We start from the raw sequence: 16655 nt of genomic DNA, 5'->3' as shown, positions 1-16655 counted from the left end.
AATTCTGAATTTTAAATTCTGAATTCTAATTACGCTTGCCCAATTTCAATAATATTCCCATCGGGATCTTTAGTAAAACAAGCCGATCGCCCGGACGCACTCATTTGTATGGGATATCCTTGCGATTGCAAGAGGGCGATCGCTTCGCCTAAGTTATCGACTGCTACGGCAAAATGGGGATTACGACCCCATTTTTCTGTGTTAGGTAGGGTTGTAGAGAAATTGGGATGAACGATGAGATGAATTTGATAATCGCCGATTTGATACCAAGCCCCAGGATATTTTAAAGTGCGATCGACTTTAGATAAACCTAAAACTTTGCCATAAAAATGTTCGGCTTTCTCCAGATTAGAAACTAAAATTGCCGTATGAAGGCATTTTGTTATTTGCATAAAAAAATTAACTGACAAAATTTTTTTAAGGTTTTGTAGAGACGCAATATATCGCGTCTCTAAAGTTGTTTGTTTGAGAAATTATGGTTCTACCTTTACTCCCTTCCAAAAGGCAACGTATCCTTGAATATTTTTTGCCTTTTCTTTGGGATTGGGATAGTACCAGGCGGCGTCTTTATTTTGCTGCCCGTCTACTTCAATGGTGTAGTAACTTGCTTCTCCTTTCCAAGGACAAATCGTGTGAGTATTGCTGTCTTTAAAATATTCTTTGTTAATTGCGTCGGGAGGAAAATAGTAGTTCCCTTCTACGATTTCGCACTTATCGCTTTGGGCTAAAACGGTACCACTCCAGATTGCTTTTGGCATGAGGAATTTGACTCAATAAACTCTCTAAATATTATTATGCCGCGACGGGAGATTAGCTCGCAGCTAGAAAAGAGCTAAAAAAGATCCTTCATCCCTCGCAAACGACCGAAAACCCTAACGGGATCGTTGCTGTTCGCGACTGACTGCAAGGCGCGATCGTCCCATCGCAAAAAAGGATTAGTGCGCTTTTCCATTCCCAAAAGAGAAGGAACGGTTGCTTCTCCTCGCTGGCGTGCGTCTTGCACTTGGCGATAGCGGGTTTGCAAGTCTGAGTTTTGGGGATCTACCGTTAAGGCAAACTGTAAATTTTTCTGGGTGTATTCGTGGGCGCACCAGACGCGCGTGTTGTCTGGCAGCGCCCGCAGTTTGCTCAAAGAATCGACCATTTGGGCGGGAGTGCCTTCAAATAGTCTGCCGCATCCGCCTGCAAAGAGCGTATCCCCGCAGAATAACTCTCCAGGATCGCCTGCTGTTGCTCGAGGAAAGTAATAGGCGATATGAGCGCGGGTATGTCCGGGAACGAAAAAGATTTCGGCAACTCTTCCGGCGAATTCAACGCGATCGCCTTCTTGCAAAAACACGTGCTGTCCGGGGATTCGCCCGCGATCTTCTGCTCCGCCATAGACGCAGAGGTTGGGAAAGTGCTGTATCAGTTCTCGGTTGCCCCCGACGTGATCGCCGTGGTGGTGAGTGTTGAAAATCGCCACCAACTCCGCTCCCAGGGTTTCTAAGCAGCGCAGGACGGGTCGAGCTTCTGCCGGATCGACGACCGCTGCTGTATTTTGTTCGCGATCGTGGAGGAGAAAAATGTAATTATCAGACAAAGCTAGAAGCCGTTTGACCTGCATTGATAGTCTCCTCTTGAGTCGGATCAAACCGTTGTAATATCCTTTTCTTTAGCCGCCAGTAACTCGTCAATTTTAGCGGTAAAGCGATCGGTGATTTTTTGGATTCGATCCTGCAAATCCTTGGATTCGTCTTCGGAAATTTCGTGATTTTTTTCCTGCTTGCGCACCGAATCGATCGCGTCGCGACGAATATTGCGTAGGGCAACTTTACCCTCTTCCGCCAATTTCCCCGCCAATTTGACCAGTTCTTTGCGTCGTTCTGCGGTTAGGGGAGGAATATTCAACCGGATGACCTGACCGTCATTATTCGGCGTTAAACCCACATCTGACATTGAAATAGCTTTTTCGATTTGTGCCATGCTGCTTTTATCGTAAGGCTGAACGATAATCGTGGTTGCATCGGGCGTGCTGATATTCGCCAGAGACTTAAGCGGGGTTTCAGTCCCATAGTAATCTACCGTAACGCGGTCTAACAGCGCAGCATTGGCGCGACCCGTGCGAATCGTATTAAACGCTCGCTGGGTAGCTTCAATGGTCTTTTGCATGTTTTCTTGAACGTCAGCTAACTTCACAAAAACCTCCGACAATGGTTCCAACAGGTTCTCCTTTGATGGCTCGAAGGATATTGCCTCGAACCGAAAGATCGAAAACAACAATAGGAATGTTATTTTCTTTACACAAAGCGATCGCCGTTCCGTCCATTACTCGCAAGTCATGGGTAAGGACATGACCGTAATTCAAGCTCCGATAGCGACGGGCGCTAGGATTGACGTGCGGATCGCTATCGTAGACTCCATCGACTTTGGTAGCCTTAAAAACGACTTCAGCATCGATTTCTGCTGCTCTGAGCGCTGCCGTAGTATCCGTGGTAAAGAAAGGGTTGCCCGAACCCGCCCCAAAAATTACCACGCGCCCTTTTTCGAGGTGGCGAATGGCTCGACGGCGAATGTAGGGTTCTGCCACTTCTTGCATGGCGATCGCGGTGAGAACCCGCGTTGGAATATTATTTCGCTCTAGAGCATCTTGCAAGGTCATGGCATTCATGACAGTCGCAATCATGCCAACGTAATCAGCCGTTGCCCGATCCATTCCTGCTGCGGCTGCTTTTACCCCGCGAAAAATGTTACCACCACCAACAACGATGGCTAGCTGGGTACCCAGTTGAACGACATCTGAAATTTCCTGAGCAATGTCTGCGACGACTTTGGGGTCAATGCCATAACCCAAATCCCCCATTAATGCTTCGCCGCTCAGCTTGAGTAAAACTCGATGGTAAGTCATGCCTTTGCCGCAACTACGATCTCTATTGTTAATTTTCTCCCCATAAACATAGCATTTTTGGTCGCTAGTCATTAGTCATTTGTTATTGGAAAAAGGAAGAATTCAGAAGTTGGAACTGGTTAGTGGAGAGCAGGAGAGGCAGGTAAGACGGGGGACTCCGAAGAAGAACAAGACAATCTACTAACCACTAACTACTAACTCTCACCAATCCTTTCATCGAAAATTTAATAATTGGTCATTGACTAAAACCATCCTTGAGTAAGTGCTTGATAACCGATTAATTTATAAAGCAATTTGGCAGTGGTATACTCGGAAACGACGGAATCGGCGATGGGGGCTAATTCCATGATGTCACAACCGATAACCTGATGGGTTTCAAACACTCGCCTCATAAATTTAGTGATGCTATACCAATCCAAGCCTCCAGGTTCTGGGGTTCCTACGCCGGGGATTAGACTGGGGTCGATCCCATCTACATCGATGGTAATGAAAACTTTAGGGGTTGATATCTGCGCGATCGCGTCTTCTATCCAATTCGGATTGTTAGTAATATCTCTCGCCCAAACGACGGGAATTTGTTTTTCTTCGATTAATAGTGCTTCTTCTTGACAAATACTGCGGATGCCGACTGACAGCGTTGGCAATCCCATTTCTAAAACCCGACGCATCACGCAAGCATGATTGTGCAAGGAACCTTCGTATTCGTGGCGCATATCGCCGTGAGCGTCTATTTGCACGACGGTAAAAGGTTCGTCGATTGCCTGCTGGTATGCTCTTACGACTCCAGTCGTAATCGCATGTTCGCCGCCTACAGCAATAACAAATTTATTGTCGGCAATGAAGCGAGAGACAGTTTCGGTAGTGACTGCTAGCATTTCGTCGGCAGAAATATTGGGATTTTGGCGCGTATCGGCAATGGCGGAGTGGGTGTAAATCCCAACTTCGATACAGGTTTCCCGTTTGAGTTCTTCATCATAGGCTTCTAGTTGGTCGGATGCTTCTAGCAAAGCATCGGGACCTTTTTCGCAACCTTTGCGAAAGGTGGTGGTGGCTTCGTAGGGAATGGGCAAAATCACGACTTTGGCAGCTTCGTAAGTCGATGTGGCTTCCAAGCCAAGAAATTGCCTTACGGCTGGAGTAGATTGTAAGAGCATAGACCGAAATTAAATTATATTTCTCTAATCTTTAATAGTATGATTCTGACAGCTAATTAGCGAAGTACGTAACAGGAGCATCAGCGAAAGTCATTGGTCATTGGTTATTTGAAAAACAACCAATGACAAGGGACAAATGACAAGTGACAAAGGAGGCTCGCATCCCCCGTGAAATGCGATGAGCTTAATTATCGGAGAGCAAACGCTGTTGGAACTCGATCGCTTGTTGTCGATCGGGAATTTGATTGGCTATGGCTTCTACGAAGTCAGATACCGACAATTCGGGATTTTGAGCGAGGACGTGCTGGCAAACGATCGGAGCGATGGGACCGATAAATTCTACTAATTCCTGTTGGCAATCGTGGATGAAAGCCGAATCGACCTGGGTTTTCGTTATGTCGGCGTTTCTAGTTTGGGGATTGTCTAAAAACAGTGCCAGTTCGACTGAATTAATTTTCTCAAATTCGGCTTTTAGTTTTGCGATCGCGCGCTTGAGGTCATCCTCGAAAAAACCCAATGGAGCCTTAATCGTTCTCATCAACAAAAAAATCTGCTGGTAGCAGGGAATTAGGGTAATGTAACCTTCTTCTGCTTGTACGGAAATTTTTTGAACCCTTTCCCACCTAAATTCCTGACGAATGTGCTCTCCCAAGCTCAGCATCACAATTGCGGTAATCAATGCCCTTTCATACCCTATACCTATCGATGACGTGAGTGGTTTTCCCTGAGACGACACCAAAACGACTCCCTCAATTCCAGGCGTTCGAGCTGCAAGTTCTCGTAGAATTTGGTTGATTTTCCGATTCATAACTCTACTTTTTCTCAAGCTCGTGCAACAATTGCGATCGCAGCTAGACTGCCTTGAGCTAGAGAAATATTGCTGCAACTAGCAACCTCAGGTTATATCCGCTCTTAATTAAGAATATAAGTCTCTTCGTTAACCTGCAAGTTCTGGTTGCGGAAATGAGAGTTCGCTTAAAGTTGCCAATTTCTCTCTCCTCCCGAATGGCGGGACAAATTGAGGTTGAGAATTGACAATCCCACAATGAATAAAAACAAAACTAAGCCGATCGTGCAACCATAGCTGTAATCTGAAGCAGTGAAGGCTTGCTCGTAGACGTAATAAACGACCGTCTTGGAACTATTGAGCGGACCTCCGCGAGTCATGATATAGACTTCTTCAAATACTTTCATTGCAGAAATCGAAGAGATAACCGCAACTAGCAGTAAATAGGGACGCATCAACGGGACAGTAATATACCAATGCTTTTTCCATCCATCCGAACCATCGAGGGAGGCAGCTTCGTACAGTTCTGCGGGAATCGATTGCAACCCGGCTAAATAAATAACCATATAATAGCCCAAGCCTTTCCAAATCGTTACCGCCATCACGCTCCAAAGGGCTAATTGTGGGCTAGTCAACCAGCGAATCGACTCTGTAAAACCGATCGCTTTCAGCCCCTGATTGAAGATACCGTTAGTATCATACAACGCCCGCCAAGCAATTCCAGCGACGATAGTAGAAATGATGACGGGCGTATAAAAAGATAGCCGAAACCAATGAATGCCTCCCAGTTTTCGGTTAACTAGAATGGCTAGCCCTAAAGGGGCAACGACCAAAATAGGCACAACGCCGACGAGATAGAGAAAAGTATTTTTTAGCGTTTCCCAGAAGACTTTATCTGTCCACAACCGTTGAAAATTCTCCCATCCTATCCATTGAGGGGGTTGGGTAAATCCTTCATAACGAGTAAAACTCAAAGAAAAGGCTTGCAAGGCTGGATAAAATACTGTCACTCCCAGCACGATTAAAGCGGGAAGCAAAAATAAATAAGGCGTTAGTTGCTTTTTAAGTTTATAGTGTTTGCTCGTTTCCCGGCTCTGTTTGGAGATGGGTTGTTCTATAGTTTTCATAGTAGTTATTGGTTAGTAGTTAGTTGTTGGTTGTCTCCCCTTGTCTCCCCTCCCTCCCCCACTCTCCAACTCAATAAGCCATCTATCCTAAATAGGAAATTCTATTTTCCTCTGGATGGGGATTGCGCCATTCGCCGACGACATCGAGGCTGCCTTCCAAAAATTTAGCCCGACAGGTGCGGCGTTGAATCTTTCCGCTGGTCGTTTTGGGAAGGGTGCCCGTTTTCAACAGTTGAATCGCATAGACATCAACCGAGTGTTCTTGAGCGATTGCCTGACGAATCGCCGCCACGACTTCCTCGACGACTAAGCGTCGTAGATAGCTTCGTTCTACCTCGTGAGCGATAATCAATCGTTCTTCTCCTGCTAATTCTACTGAAAAAGCAGCCCCGCAATTGGGTCGCAAGGCGGGATGGCTTTTTTGCACCGTCGCTTCGATTGGCTGGGGATAGCGATTGCGTCCCCATAGGATCATTAAATCTTTGATGCGACCTGTAATAAACAGTTCGTCATTGTCGAGATAGCCTAAGTCGCCAGTGCGCAGAAAAGGTCCTTCTCCCGTGGCAAGATAGGCTTGAAAATTGCGTTTGGTTTCTTCGGGTAGATTCCAATAGCCCTTGCTGACTCCTGCACCCGATACCCAAATTTCTCCCACACAGCGATCGCGACATTGAGTTAAAGCATCGGGATCGACGATAATAATTTTGTCGCCCAACCACGGACGACCGCAGCCGACGATCGCTCTCGCGTTTTCTCGGGAAGGTTCGACGGGAATGACGCGATGTTGTTCCAAGGCGTTTCCATCGACATACTGAATCTTTGGACGGGCTTTTTTCTCTCCCCCAGAAATAAACAAAGTCGTCTCAGCCATTCCGTAACAGGGATAGAAGGCTTCCCGACGAAATCCACAAGGCTCGAAGGTAGTAGCAAATTGCTCCAAGGTTTCTGCACGGACGGGTTCGGCGCCAGAAAAGGCGACTTCCCAAGAACTGAGATCGAGGGTTTCTTTTTGTTCGGGAGTAACTAGGTGGGTTACGAGATCGTAGGCAAAATTGGGTCCGCCGCTAGTAGTAGCTTTGTAGCGAGTAATGGCTTGCAACCAATATAAAGGTTTTTGCGCTAATGCCACGGGCGACATCAAAACAACGGGAAATCCGCCATAAAGAGGCTGCACTACGCCGCCAATTAGTCCCATATCGTGGGAAGGCGGCAGCCAAATCACTCCTCGGCTGTCATTCCGATGCTCGAAAGACTGATAGATGATTTCTGAGTTGTGCACGAGATTGCCATGAGTTACCATCACACCTTTTGGTTTTCCGGTAGAACCAGAGGTGTATTGTAGGAAGGCAAGGGTATCTCTAGTCAGTTTGGGTTCGTGCCAGTCCGAGGCGCTAGCGGCAGAAATCTCATCGGTGGCTATCCAGTCGATTTGAGCTAATTTAGGTGCTAAGTCGGGATTTTGGGCTAGTTTTTCTTGAATGTTCTCTAAAAGTTCTTTCGTCGTCAAGCCGACGGTTACTTGCGAGGAAATGACCCGTTCTTGCAGTTTATCGAGTGCTTTGCCGTGGCGCGGGGGATTGTCGGTAACGGCGACGACTCCCGCATAGAGACAGCCAAAGAAGGCGGCAATGAATTCTAAACCAGCGTGATAGGGATAGACGACCAGCGCTTGAGATCCCGTGGCACCTAACGCTTGCATGTAAGCTGCGATCGCTCTTGCTTGTCGATCTAGGGTTTCGTAGGTTAAATGACCGGATTCGGTTTCTCCATCGGCGAGGAAAGTATAGCCAATTTGCTGGGGTTGGGAGAGAGCGCGATCGCGCAAGATTTCTACAATACTCGAATAGCTGGTTCTTGGACTTGCCATACCTCTTGAGTCTGGAATTTGGAAACTGATGTTCAATAGGATAGGTTACGCTAAGAGCGATCGCAATCTTTATCAAAAAAGCGATTATCGTTCGTTACTACTGCATTCATTGGAAATTCGGATCGATGAAAATTAAACACGCAATCAATCTCCATAAAGCTTTTACCTTCCTAGTCATTCTCGGATTAATGGTAGTTTATGATAACTTTACTACCGGAGCTTGGGTTTACCTAGCCCTTCACGGAACTTACGGTTTCATATGGCTGTTCAAAGATCGCATCTATCCCGATAAACAGTGGGAACAAGAAATTTCTTTTGGGATGGGCATGACGACTTTTATCCTGCTGGGATTGTATTGGGTTGCGCCCTTTATTCTCATCAGTCGCGAGATCGAACCTGCACCTCCTCTCGTTGCTGCTGCTGTTGCGATTAATCTATTCGGAGTCTTTGTACACTATAGCAGCGACGCGCAAAAATACTACACTCTTAAATATCGACCCGGATTGATTACAGAAGGTTTCTTTGCTCGTTGCCGCAATACTAATTATCTCGGAGAAGTATTAATTTATCTCAGCTTTGCTCTACTGGTTCAACATTGGCTGCCCTTTGTTATTTTAGGATTCTTTTTCAGTCTCGTTTTCGTTCCCAACATGCTCAAAAAAGATAAGTCGCTTTCTCGCTATCGAGAATTTGAAGACTATAAAGCCGATTCGGGATTGTTCTTGCCAAAGTTAGTAGGGACGAAAACGCAAGAAACAAAAAAGGGCGCGATCGCCTCATAAAAAAAATTATTGCTAGATCGGCGATCGCATTCTTTATCAAAAAAGCAATTAGATCGAATCCGTTTAATTAGCCATAATACATAGTGCATTCATTGGAAATTCTGACAATGGATCTCGATCGCATCCTGCTTTTAAAAAAGTATTTCGATCCGTAGCGCTATTTGCATAATTTAGAGTAGCTGTAGCTACTAAATTGAAACTTGTATGAGTTAGATGTATAAGTCGTGTTGAGAAAAACAACCAGACAACTTCTGTTATTTTTCATAGCAATTTGTTGCGTCATTGCTATTAGTAGCTTCACCAGTCATTCACAAGCGATTCCTAGTAAAGGGCGCGATCGCAGTATAGATAGACTTACGATAGACAATCGCCAAAAAGCAACAAGCGATGGCTCACAGAATTGGGGCAGCGTCATTACTGGAGTTGAAAGTCAATGGGAACAACAATACGAGGAATATTTTGAGGAAGATTTTACCAGCTCGAAGCTAACTCCCGAACAAATCGCCAAAAAACTGAGAGAAATAAGTAGAGAAACTGGGAAAAAAGCCGCCGTCCTATGGGTAATGTCGCAGCCAAAACAACTTAATTTGCTTTTGATTACGCCTCAAGGAGCGCCAGTTAGTCAAGAAATTCGGGCAGCGGATCGAGAAACGCTCTCAAAAGTCTCCCAAGATTTTGTCGAAAAACTTAGCAATCTTTCTAACGGTTATCTTGCCTCGGCACGGTTATTGCATCGGTGGCTGATTTCTCCAATCGAGCCTTACTTAGAAGCCGAGCAAATAGATACTTTAATTATGTGCCTCGGAGGTGGATTGCGGACGCTTCCCTTCGCTGCCTTATATGATGGGGAGCGTTTTTTAATAGAAAAATACAGCCTCACCCGAATTCCTGGCTTTTATCTAACGCCGATAAGTCGCGGAAATTTGAGCGATGCAAAAGTTTTGGCAATGGGTGCTACCGAATTTAAAGAGCAAGCCTCTTTGCCTGCCGTAGCTGTAGAATTATCGGCTATTACTCCCGATCCTTGGCAAGGAGAGACAATTCTCAATGAAGAATTTACTGTCGAAAATTTAGAAGTTCAACGCGATCGCGAACCTTTTCAAATCATTCATTTAGCTACCCATGCCGACTTTGTTCCCGGAAAGCCTCGCGATTCATACATTCAATTTTCCGATCGCAAATTAACCCTAGACCAGCTCAACGAGCTAGGCTGGAAAGAGCCTCCCGTAGAGTTGTTGGTCCTGAGTGCCTGTGAGACAGCGGTAGGCGATCGCACTGCCGAGATGGGTTTTGCTGGTTTAGCCCTTCAATCGGGCGTGCGATCGGCATTGGCAAGCCTTTGGTACGTCAGCGATGCCGGAACGTTAGCTCTGATGAGCGAATTCTATCAACAGTTGAAAAATATACCCCTAAAAGCAGAGGCGCTCAGACAGACACAAATTTCCATGCTCAAGGGAAAAGTCTATTTACGAGAAAGGCAACTCGTCAATTCTAGAGGAGATATTTCCCTGCCGCCAGCCTTAGCCGAAAGCCCAGAAACCAATCTCTCCCATCCCTTCTACTGGGCGAGTTTTACTTTAATCGGCAGTCCTTGGTAAGTTTTTTGTTAGCTGCGAATCACTGATAAAAATGCTTCTTTGGCGGCTGCTTGTTCGGCAGCTTTTTTCGATCTGCCCGTGCCCACACCTAATTTGCGATCGTTGAGCCAGACTTCTGCTGTAAAGCGTTCTCGATCGCCGTTTGCCGGTTGAATTTCTCTTACCCGATATTGAGGCAAAACTTTATACTGCGCCTGCGTCCATTCTTGTAGGGCATCTTTGTAATTTTGACGAGCGGGATCTTGACGAATTTCAGCCGCTTTCTCCTTGAGCAGATCGTCTAGCCACGGGCGCACCAATGCCATTGTCTGGGTGCTGAGATAAAGCGCTCCCAGTACTGCTTCAAAGGCATCTGCCAAGCGCGACACTCTTCCCGCTTTGTCGGCAGCAGCACTGCTAGAGATTGATAAATAGCGCTCTAATCCATAACTTTCAGCAAACTCAGCCAGGGTGCGATCGCTGACCATAATCGATCGCACGGCGGCAAATTCTCCGACGGCAGCATCGGGATAAGTTTCTAGCAGCACTTCAGCCGCCGCCAGTCGCACCACTGCATCGCCAACAAACTCTAGCTGCTGATAATTTCTTTCTTTAGAAATACTCGGATGGGTTAAAGCTAAATCTAGCAGCGACCAATTAACGGGGGCTGTTGCAGGTAATCCCAATTTTTGCACTAATGTTTGTAACTGCTTGCTGCGTCGAGGATCGAAAATCATATTGGAAGCGAGATAGGGTGTAACTATACCCTAATCGGGTTTTTGGGATTGTTCTAAGTCTTGAATAATTTCTAAGGCTTGCTCGTAGGACATCATATCGCCTTCTTGTTTGGATAGAGCGGCACCTTGGCGAAAGTCTGCAATCGCCCCCTTCTTATCGCCCAGTTCTATGCGAACGTAGCCGCGATTATAGTAGGCGATAGTCAGTTTGGGGTCGAGACGAATTGCTTGGTTATAATCTTCTAAGGCTTGTCGAAATTTTTTAAGCCAGAAATAGGAAGTTCCTCTGTAGTTATAAGCCTCTGCGCGATTGGGATCGAGTTCGATGACCCGACTAAAATCTGCGATCGCGCCTGGAAAGTCTTCTTGGCTGTGAGAACGAATCATGCCGCGATGCATGTAAGCATTCGCGTCGTTAGGATTGGCGCGAATCGCTTTTTCAACGCCTTCGAGTTCGTCGATATCGTAGTGAGCGATGTATCGATGGACGGGGATTTCTTTAAAAGGAATTCCCCAAGCTGGGAAGGCTGCCAACCCAGCAACTGCGATCGATAGAACAATTGCCGATCGAGAAAAGAATTGAGCTTTCATAGCTACAGAGAAACAAAAGGAGAGAGTAGGACGTAAGCCGGATTCTGTTAGTGTAACCAGTAGCTTAGCTTACAGCAATCGGCTAACTGTTGCACCGGCGGTTATCTATCTGGGATGTCTGTTACCAGACACCTCAAGCGGTTCTCTAGAAGCGGGACTGGTAAAAGACCAACCGTAGTCCCTTCGACCTTGCTCCCAACCGGGGTTTACCGAGCCAGCACCTCTCGATGCTGCTGGTGCGCTCTTACCGCACCTTTGCACCCTTACCAATTTTGTCCTTTGTCCTTTGTAAAAAACAAAATGACAAATGACTAATTGGCGGTATGTTTCTGTGGCACTATCCTCGCGCTTGCGCACACTGGGCGTTACCCAGCAAGTTTGGTCTTTCGGGAGTCCGGACTTTCCTCAGACTGGCAAATTTTGCCAATCCGCAACCACCTCGCTTACTCTCTCCTACTTTATAGTATGAACGACGATGAAGCGATCGGCATTTGTTCGTTGGATAAACTGGTCTTTTTTCGCCTGATGAGAGTAATAATACCATTTTTCATTCATTAATGACACAGATAGTCGATTGCCCTCACCCCCAAACCCCCTCCCAAACTGGGAGAGGGGAGAAGAATGTCGATCGCGAAAACCTGAAAATTGGTATAAGCTGACGGGGTTAAACGGAACGCGATCGCTTGCGTCTCTATTCAAAAGATCTGTACCTAATTTCTGTGCGTCAGTTCTGCTGGAGTTTCAGGAACAGAAACTGCTTTCAGGGGGCGTTTGAGCATGAAGACGGCTAGTATAAAACAATTAGATGTATCAATTTCTACCGAACTCAAATACTAAATTCGCTATCTTCAAAAAATTATGACAATAATGGGAGCAAGCAAAGCTAAATAATGCGGATCGAGCAGTTACAGGCTTTTTTATCAGTTGCAGAAACGGGGAATTTCGGACAAGCAGCGCACAAATGTGGCGTAACCCAGTCTACCATTAGCCGACAAATTCAGGCGTTGGAACAGGACTTGGGTATGCCCCTGTTTCATCGAACCTCTCAAGCTAAACTCACCCTGGCAGGAGAAAAACTATTGCCTCGCGCTCGAAAAATTTGCCAGGAATGGGCGACGGTTACTCAAGAAATCGCCGACCTACAAGCTGGAAAACAGCCAGAAATCTGCGTTGCCGCGATCCACTCCGTCTGTTCCTATTACTTACCTCCCGTTTTACAACAATTTTGCCGCAACTATCGAGAAGTTCAACTGCGGGTAACGGCATTGGGAAGCGATCGCGCTCTAAAAGTCCTGCGAGATGGTTTAGTCGATGTAGCGATCGTCATGAACAATTGCTTTTTAAAGTCGAGTCCCGAAGTCGTCGTCGAGTTACTCTACGAAGAAGACATCGAAATTTTAATGGCAGGCGACCATCCTCTGACGCAGTACGAACAAGTTCCTTGGTCGGAATTGGTGCATTGTCCCCAAGTCGTTTTTAAAGACGGCTATGGAATGCAAAGGTTGGTACAAGAATGGTTTTCCCGCCAAAATGCCACTCTCAAAGCCGTGATGGAACTGAACACGCTCGATGCCTTCCGGGGCGTGGTAAGGCAGGGAGAAATGATTGCCCTGCTGCCCAAAAGTGCCTTAGTAGAAGCTTATCACGATCCTACCCTAGCCGTGCGCCCGATCGCCCCGCCCACCGACTCCGCCGCTACAGTCGTGTCTAATGGCAGATTCAAAAGCAGTTTAACCCGTCAAGTCGTATTAGTCACTACCAGCGATCGCTTGCAAATTCCCCCTATTGCTCACTTTTGCCATTTAGTCCGACAATTAACCCATGCCGCCGAACATCAACACTCGATCGACGGCAAATTATTTTTAGTACGCTGATAGTTAATGTACAGAGGCGATCCGACTCGTCTCTATTGAAAACCGATCCCTGATGAGCAATATATTTAGAGAACTACTCAAAAAAATTGGCAGTGGAGTCCACACGGGAGAGAATTTAACCCGCCAAGAGTCAGAGGTGGCGACGGAAGCGATCTTGCGACAGGAGGCAACGCCAGCGCAAATTGGGGCATTTTTAATCGCGCACCGCATCAAGCGTCCCACCCCCGAAGAACTGGCGGGAATCCTAGATGCCTACGATCGCCTAGGACCAAAAATCGATGTCGCCAACTTGCCTTTTGAAAAACCCGTTACTGTCATAGGTACTCCCTACGACGGGCGATCGCGTACCGTTCCCGTCACGCCAATTACAACTCTCATCTTAGCCACAGCAGGCGTACCAGTCGTGATGCATGGCGGCGATCGCATGCCAACTAAATACGGCATTCCTCTGGTTGAAATTTGGCAGAAATTGGGAGTCGATTTTACTTCTTTATCCTTCCCGCAAGTTCGACAGCTACTGAAGAAAACCGGACTGGGGTTTATTTATCTTCCCAAACATTTTCCTCAGGCACACGATCTCGTTCCCTACCGCGATCAAATTGGCAAACGCCCTCCTTTCGCCACGGCAGAATTAATTTGGTCGCCCTGTGAAGGCAAGGTTCATCTCGTCGCCGGATTCGTTCATCCTCCCACAGAAGAACGTTTTCAAGAAACCCTTCCCATGCGGGGCATTAATTACTATACGACGGTCAAAGGCTTGGAAGGAAGTTGCGATCTCGCTTGCAGCCGCACTGCTATTATCGGTTTAGGACAACCTACCGATCCGCCTAGATTTGAGCGTCTGTTATTAAACCCTCGCGATTACGATTTCAGTTCCAAAGACGTGCCTCTCGAATCGACAGACCAAGCAATCGAACAGATGCGATCGGTATTGCAAGCCCAACCCTGCGAACTGATGGATGCAGCTATTTTCAATGGTGGGTTTTATCTCTGGCGATGTGGCGTTTGCGAAGATTTAAAAACCGGTTTTGCCTTAGCAGAGGCGATGTTAGTTCAAGGTAAAGTAGCAGAAAAATTAAAGGAAATCTCGACATTGAGTAGCGAGGAATTGGCTGTTAACTAACAGCTAGTTAAGAGCGATCGGGGTGAATTTATTTACTCTCAAGAAAATCCAATCCTGGTAAAAGTGCTCCAGAGATTATAGAATTTCAAGAGAACTTTTGCAGAAGCTTCAAATTTCGCTGGACAATTAATTTCTTGGCGGGTGATATCAAATCCGTTTAATTAGCCTAATAGTTAGTTTGTCTTGAAAAGCGAGCAAGATGATCGCACTGGATATTATACATTAATTTTAAAGTATCCACCCATTCCTAATTTAAAAAATGATTGCGATCGATGGATTACCCAAAATCTAATGAAAATAGTCTTTCACCATCCTTTTATGCGCCGTTTTCTCGAAAGCAGTCCGGGAGCATGTGGCGGCTTCGCCAAAATTCAAAAATAAGAACAGTATTTCATAATTCAAAATCCACAATTCAAAATCCACAATCCAAAATAGCATTTCTCTCTCGATTAATTAATCAACATTGGGATGATTCTTACTCTCCAGAAAATCTAATCCTAGAAAAATTGCTGTAATTGTTCCAGCAACACAAATTTCTTTGCTAGTTATCTTTTGTTTTACCTCTTCGATAGGAATTAAAACTACTTCGATATCCTCCGTATCATCTAAACTTTGCTTGCCAATAGGCGAGGCATTAAGCGCAATAAAAATATGAATTTTATTGGTGTCTTTAACGGGATTGTCGTATATAGTTGCTAATTTAATTAATCGCTCGGCAAGATAGCCTGTTTCTTCTTCTAGTTCGCGACGAGCTGCAATTAAACTATCTTCTTTCTGCCCGTCAAAAGTTCCTGCTGGAAGCTCTAATAAGATATCTTTTATGCCATGACGATATTGACGAACAAAAACAATTTCTTTTTGTTTGGTAATGGGTAAAACAACAGTAATTTCTGGTCTAACGTTGACAAAGTAGTCGTCGATGATTTTTCCATTTGCTAGCTCTACTTTATCTTGCCTAACCTTGCACCACTGATTGTTAATAACCCATTTAGAATTAAGAATTTTCCACTTATGAATTTCTTTCATCTGCAGTCGCGACTTAAGCAATAATTAAATTATCCATAAAATCTTTGAAAATTCAAGATGCAAATTTTTCTTGAAACTTTTACCGTTAATAAGCGGTTTCCGTTAACGATTAGTCGCGGTACAACGGCTCAAACAACAAATATTTTAGTTCGGATCGAACAAGATGAGATTGAAGGATGGGGAGAAGCTTCACCATTTTCTATCGTTCGAGAGGATCGCAAAAATACCGACGAACTTTTAAAAGAATTAGAGTCAATTATCCCAACTTTAGAAAAATATAGCTTGCTAGATCGACAAGAAATTGAAAAAATCCTCCAAGAAATGCAGGTGGCTTCATCGCTGCGGGCAGCCATCGACACGGCACTCCACGACTGGTTGGGAAAACGGGCGGGTTTACCCTTGTGGCGATTGTGGGGATTAAATCGCGATCGCATCGTACCAACTTCGGTGACAATTGGAATTAATACGCCTCAAGGGGCTAGAAAACGGGTTAAGGAGTGGATAGCATTGATGGGGGCAAAAGTATTGAAAGTAAAACTAGGAAGTCCAGAAGGAATTGAAGCAGATCGGGCAATGTTGCTGGCAATTCGCGAGGAAGCCCCCCGTGCCCAATTAACCGTAGATGCCAATGGGGGATGGAATCTCGAAGGGGCAATAGAAATGTGCGATTGGCTGGCACAGCAAGGGGTTAAGTATGTAGAACAACCATTGCCAGTAGGAGAAGAGAAAGATTTGTTACAATTGCGATCGCGATCGCCCATCCCGATCTTTGTTGATGAGAGTTGCTTTACCAGTAGCGATATTCCCCGACTTGCCAACTATGCAGACGGAATTAATCTCAAACTGATGAAAGCGGGCGGTTTAACCGAAGTAATGCGATCGATCCATGTAGCGAAGGCGTGCGGGTTACAAATCATGTTTGGCTGCTATTCCGATAGCAGTTTAGCCAATACAGCTATGTCTCACCTCGCTCCTTTAGCAGATTATCTTGACTTGGACAGCCATCTCAATTTAGCTGACGATCCTTTTGCCGGGGCTATCTTAGAGGAAGGGCGCTTGCTTCCCAACGATTTACCAGGATTGGGAGTGCAGTATCGTAGGAATTTAGCACCATGTCAATAAC

Annotated in this window: 17 protein-coding genes and 1 other RNA gene; 5 read left to right on the top strand and 13 right to left on the bottom strand. The window is 45.7% G+C overall.

The window, feature by feature from the left end; all coding sequences use genetic code 11:
- Positions 1 to 29: 29 nt before the first annotated feature.
- The 9 genes from NIES593_RS16840 to NIES593_RS16800 form a co-directional block, all read right to left on the bottom strand.
- Positions 30 to 392: a VOC family protein gene (locus tag NIES593_RS16840; RefSeq protein WP_073600687.1), complete on the bottom strand. Its 363-nt coding sequence runs from the start codon at positions 390 to 392 to the stop codon at positions 30 to 32.
- Positions 393 to 473: 81 nt separating this feature from the next.
- On the bottom strand, positions 474 to 758 hold the full coding sequence (locus tag NIES593_RS16835; RefSeq protein WP_073600686.1) for a DUF427 domain-containing protein: 285 nt from the start codon (positions 756 to 758) through the stop codon (positions 474 to 476).
- A gap of 74 nt (positions 759 to 832) precedes the next feature.
- Positions 833 to 1606: a hydroxyacylglutathione hydrolase gene (gene gloB, locus NIES593_RS16830; RefSeq protein ID WP_073600685.1), complete on the bottom strand. Its 774-nt coding sequence runs from the start codon at positions 1604 to 1606 to the stop codon at positions 833 to 835.
- 23 nt (positions 1607 to 1629) lie between these two features.
- Entirely contained in the window at positions 1630 to 2178 is a 549-nt protein-coding gene (gene frr / locus NIES593_RS16825; protein ID WP_015142063.1) for a ribosome recycling factor, read from the bottom strand.
- The gene (pyrH, locus tag NIES593_RS16820) at positions 2165 to 2887 is read right to left on the bottom strand and encodes a UMP kinase (RefSeq protein ID WP_041392607.1); all 723 of its coding nucleotides are present in this window, start codon (positions 2885 to 2887) and stop codon (positions 2165 to 2167) included. The genes frr and pyrH overlap by 14 nt, the downstream gene beginning before the upstream one ends.
- A 242-nt stretch (positions 2888 to 3129) precedes the next feature.
- Positions 3130 to 4041: an agmatinase gene (gene speB / locus NIES593_RS16815; protein ID WP_073600684.1), complete on the bottom strand. Its 912-nt coding sequence runs from the start codon at positions 4039 to 4041 to the stop codon at positions 3130 to 3132.
- Between the two features lie 184 nt (positions 4042 to 4225).
- The gene (locus NIES593_RS16810) at positions 4226 to 4849 is read right to left on the bottom strand and encodes a roadblock/LC7 domain-containing protein (RefSeq protein WP_073600683.1); all 624 of its coding nucleotides are present in this window, start codon (positions 4847 to 4849) and stop codon (positions 4226 to 4228) included.
- 167 nt (positions 4850 to 5016) lie between these two features.
- Positions 5017 to 5955, bottom strand: a complete 939-nt coding sequence (locus tag NIES593_RS16805) for a carbohydrate ABC transporter permease (RefSeq protein ID WP_073600682.1) — start codon at positions 5953 to 5955, stop codon at positions 5017 to 5019.
- A gap of 82 nt (positions 5956 to 6037) precedes the next feature.
- Complete coding sequence (locus tag NIES593_RS16800) at positions 6038 to 7822, bottom strand: fatty acyl-AMP ligase (protein ID WP_073600681.1); 1785 nt, start codon at positions 7820 to 7822, stop codon at positions 6038 to 6040.
- Positions 7823 to 7947: 125 nt separating this feature from the next.
- Between NIES593_RS16800 and NIES593_RS16795 the strand changes: the two genes are divergently transcribed.
- The gene (locus tag NIES593_RS16795) at positions 7948 to 8604 is read left to right on the top strand and encodes a methyltransferase family protein (RefSeq protein ID WP_073600680.1); all 657 of its coding nucleotides are present in this window, start codon (positions 7948 to 7950) and stop codon (positions 8602 to 8604) included.
- 224 nt (positions 8605 to 8828) lie between these two features.
- Positions 8829 to 10202: a CHAT domain-containing protein gene (locus NIES593_RS16790; protein WP_073600679.1), complete on the top strand. Its 1374-nt coding sequence runs from the start codon at positions 8829 to 8831 to the stop codon at positions 10200 to 10202.
- Positions 10203 to 10210: 8 nt separating this feature from the next.
- On the opposite strand, the gene rnc is transcribed toward NIES593_RS16790, so the two are convergent.
- The 3 genes from rnc to rnpB form a co-directional block, all read right to left on the bottom strand.
- Complete coding sequence (gene rnc, locus NIES593_RS16785; protein WP_073600678.1) at positions 10211 to 10918, bottom strand: ribonuclease III; 708 nt, start codon at positions 10916 to 10918, stop codon at positions 10211 to 10213.
- 30 nt (positions 10919 to 10948) lie between these two features.
- Positions 10949 to 11509 (bottom strand): tetratricopeptide repeat protein, encoded by a 561-nt coding sequence (locus NIES593_RS16780; protein ID WP_073600677.1) that lies wholly within the window; start codon positions 11507 to 11509, stop codon positions 10949 to 10951.
- A gap of 18 nt (positions 11510 to 11527) precedes the next feature.
- Positions 11528 to 11959, bottom strand: an RNA gene (rnpB, locus tag NIES593_RS16775) — RNase P RNA component class A.
- 440 nt (positions 11960 to 12399) lie between these two features.
- On the opposite strand from rnpB, the gene NIES593_RS16770 reads away from it, so the two are divergent.
- The gene (locus NIES593_RS16770) at positions 12400 to 13383 is read left to right on the top strand and encodes a LysR family transcriptional regulator (protein WP_073600676.1); all 984 of its coding nucleotides are present in this window, start codon (positions 12400 to 12402) and stop codon (positions 13381 to 13383) included.
- A gap of 52 nt (positions 13384 to 13435) precedes the next feature.
- Entirely contained in the window at positions 13436 to 14506 is a 1071-nt protein-coding gene (locus tag NIES593_RS16765) for an anthranilate phosphoribosyltransferase family protein (RefSeq protein WP_073600675.1), read from the top strand.
- Positions 14507 to 14959: 453 nt separating this feature from the next.
- Here NIES593_RS16765 and NIES593_RS16755 read toward each other — a convergent pair whose 3' ends face one another.
- Entirely contained in the window at positions 14960 to 15532 is a 573-nt protein-coding gene (locus tag NIES593_RS16755; RefSeq protein ID WP_073600673.1) for an NUDIX hydrolase, read from the bottom strand.
- 57 nt (positions 15533 to 15589) lie between these two features.
- Here NIES593_RS16755 and NIES593_RS16750 point away from each other — a divergent pair, with 57 nt between their 5' ends.
- Positions 15590 to 16654 carry a dipeptide epimerase gene (locus NIES593_RS16750; RefSeq protein ID WP_073600672.1) on the top strand — a complete coding sequence of 355 codons (1065 nt, stop codon included), beginning with the start codon at positions 15590 to 15592 and terminating at the stop codon, positions 16652 to 16654.
- Position 16655: the final 1 nt, after the last annotated feature.

This window comes from Hydrococcus rivularis NIES-593, from assembly GCF_001904635.1.
GTDB lineage: Bacteria > Cyanobacteriota > Cyanobacteriia > Cyanobacteriales > Microcystaceae > Hydrococcus > Hydrococcus rivularis.
The sequence above is the reverse complement of the archived record's forward strand: the minus strand, read 5'-3'. Positions and strand labels throughout refer to the sequence as shown.

Excerpts from the sequence above, each read along its gene's own strand:
- pyrH (WP_041392607.1), bottom strand. The coding sequence starts at position 2,887 with ATGACTTACCATCGAGTTTTACTCAAGCTGAGCGGCGAAGCATTAATG.
- NIES593_RS16770 (WP_073600676.1), top strand. The coding sequence starts at position 12,400 with ATGCGGATCGAGCAGTTACAGGCTTTTTTATCAGTTGCAGAAACGGGG.
- NIES593_RS16755 (WP_073600673.1), bottom strand. The coding sequence starts at position 15,532 with ATGAAAGAAATTCATAAGTGGAAAATTCTTAATTCTAAATGGGTTATT.
- NIES593_RS16805 (WP_073600682.1), bottom strand. The coding sequence starts at position 5,955 with ATGAAAACTATAGAACAACCCATCTCCAAACAGAGCCGGGAAACGAGC.
- NIES593_RS16810 (WP_073600683.1), bottom strand. The coding sequence starts at position 4,849 with ATGAATCGGAAAATCAACCAAATTCTACGAGAACTTGCAGCTCGAACG.
- speB (WP_073600684.1), bottom strand. The coding sequence starts at position 4,041 with ATGCTCTTACAATCTACTCCAGCCGTAAGGCAATTTCTTGGCTTGGAA.
- NIES593_RS16795 (WP_073600680.1), top strand. The coding sequence starts at position 7,948 with ATGAAAATTAAACACGCAATCAATCTCCATAAAGCTTTTACCTTCCTA.
- NIES593_RS16800 (WP_073600681.1), bottom strand. The coding sequence starts at position 7,822 with ATGGCAAGTCCAAGAACCAGCTATTCGAGTATTGTAGAAATCTTGCGC.
- NIES593_RS16780 (WP_073600677.1), bottom strand. The coding sequence starts at position 11,509 with ATGAAAGCTCAATTCTTTTCTCGATCGGCAATTGTTCTATCGATCGCA.
- rnc (WP_073600678.1), bottom strand. The coding sequence starts at position 10,918 with ATGATTTTCGATCCTCGACGCAGCAAGCAGTTACAAACATTAGTGCAA.
- gloB (WP_073600685.1), bottom strand. The coding sequence starts at position 1,606 with ATGCAGGTCAAACGGCTTCTAGCTTTGTCTGATAATTACATTTTTCTC.
- NIES593_RS16750 (WP_073600672.1), top strand. The coding sequence starts at position 15,590 with ATGCAAATTTTTCTTGAAACTTTTACCGTTAATAAGCGGTTTCCGTTA.
- NIES593_RS16835 (WP_073600686.1), bottom strand. The coding sequence starts at position 758 with ATGCCAAAAGCAATCTGGAGTGGTACCGTTTTAGCCCAAAGCGATAAG.
- NIES593_RS16765 (WP_073600675.1), top strand. The coding sequence starts at position 13,436 with ATGAGCAATATATTTAGAGAACTACTCAAAAAAATTGGCAGTGGAGTC.
- NIES593_RS16840 (WP_073600687.1), bottom strand. The coding sequence starts at position 392 with ATGCAAATAACAAAATGCCTTCATACGGCAATTTTAGTTTCTAATCTG.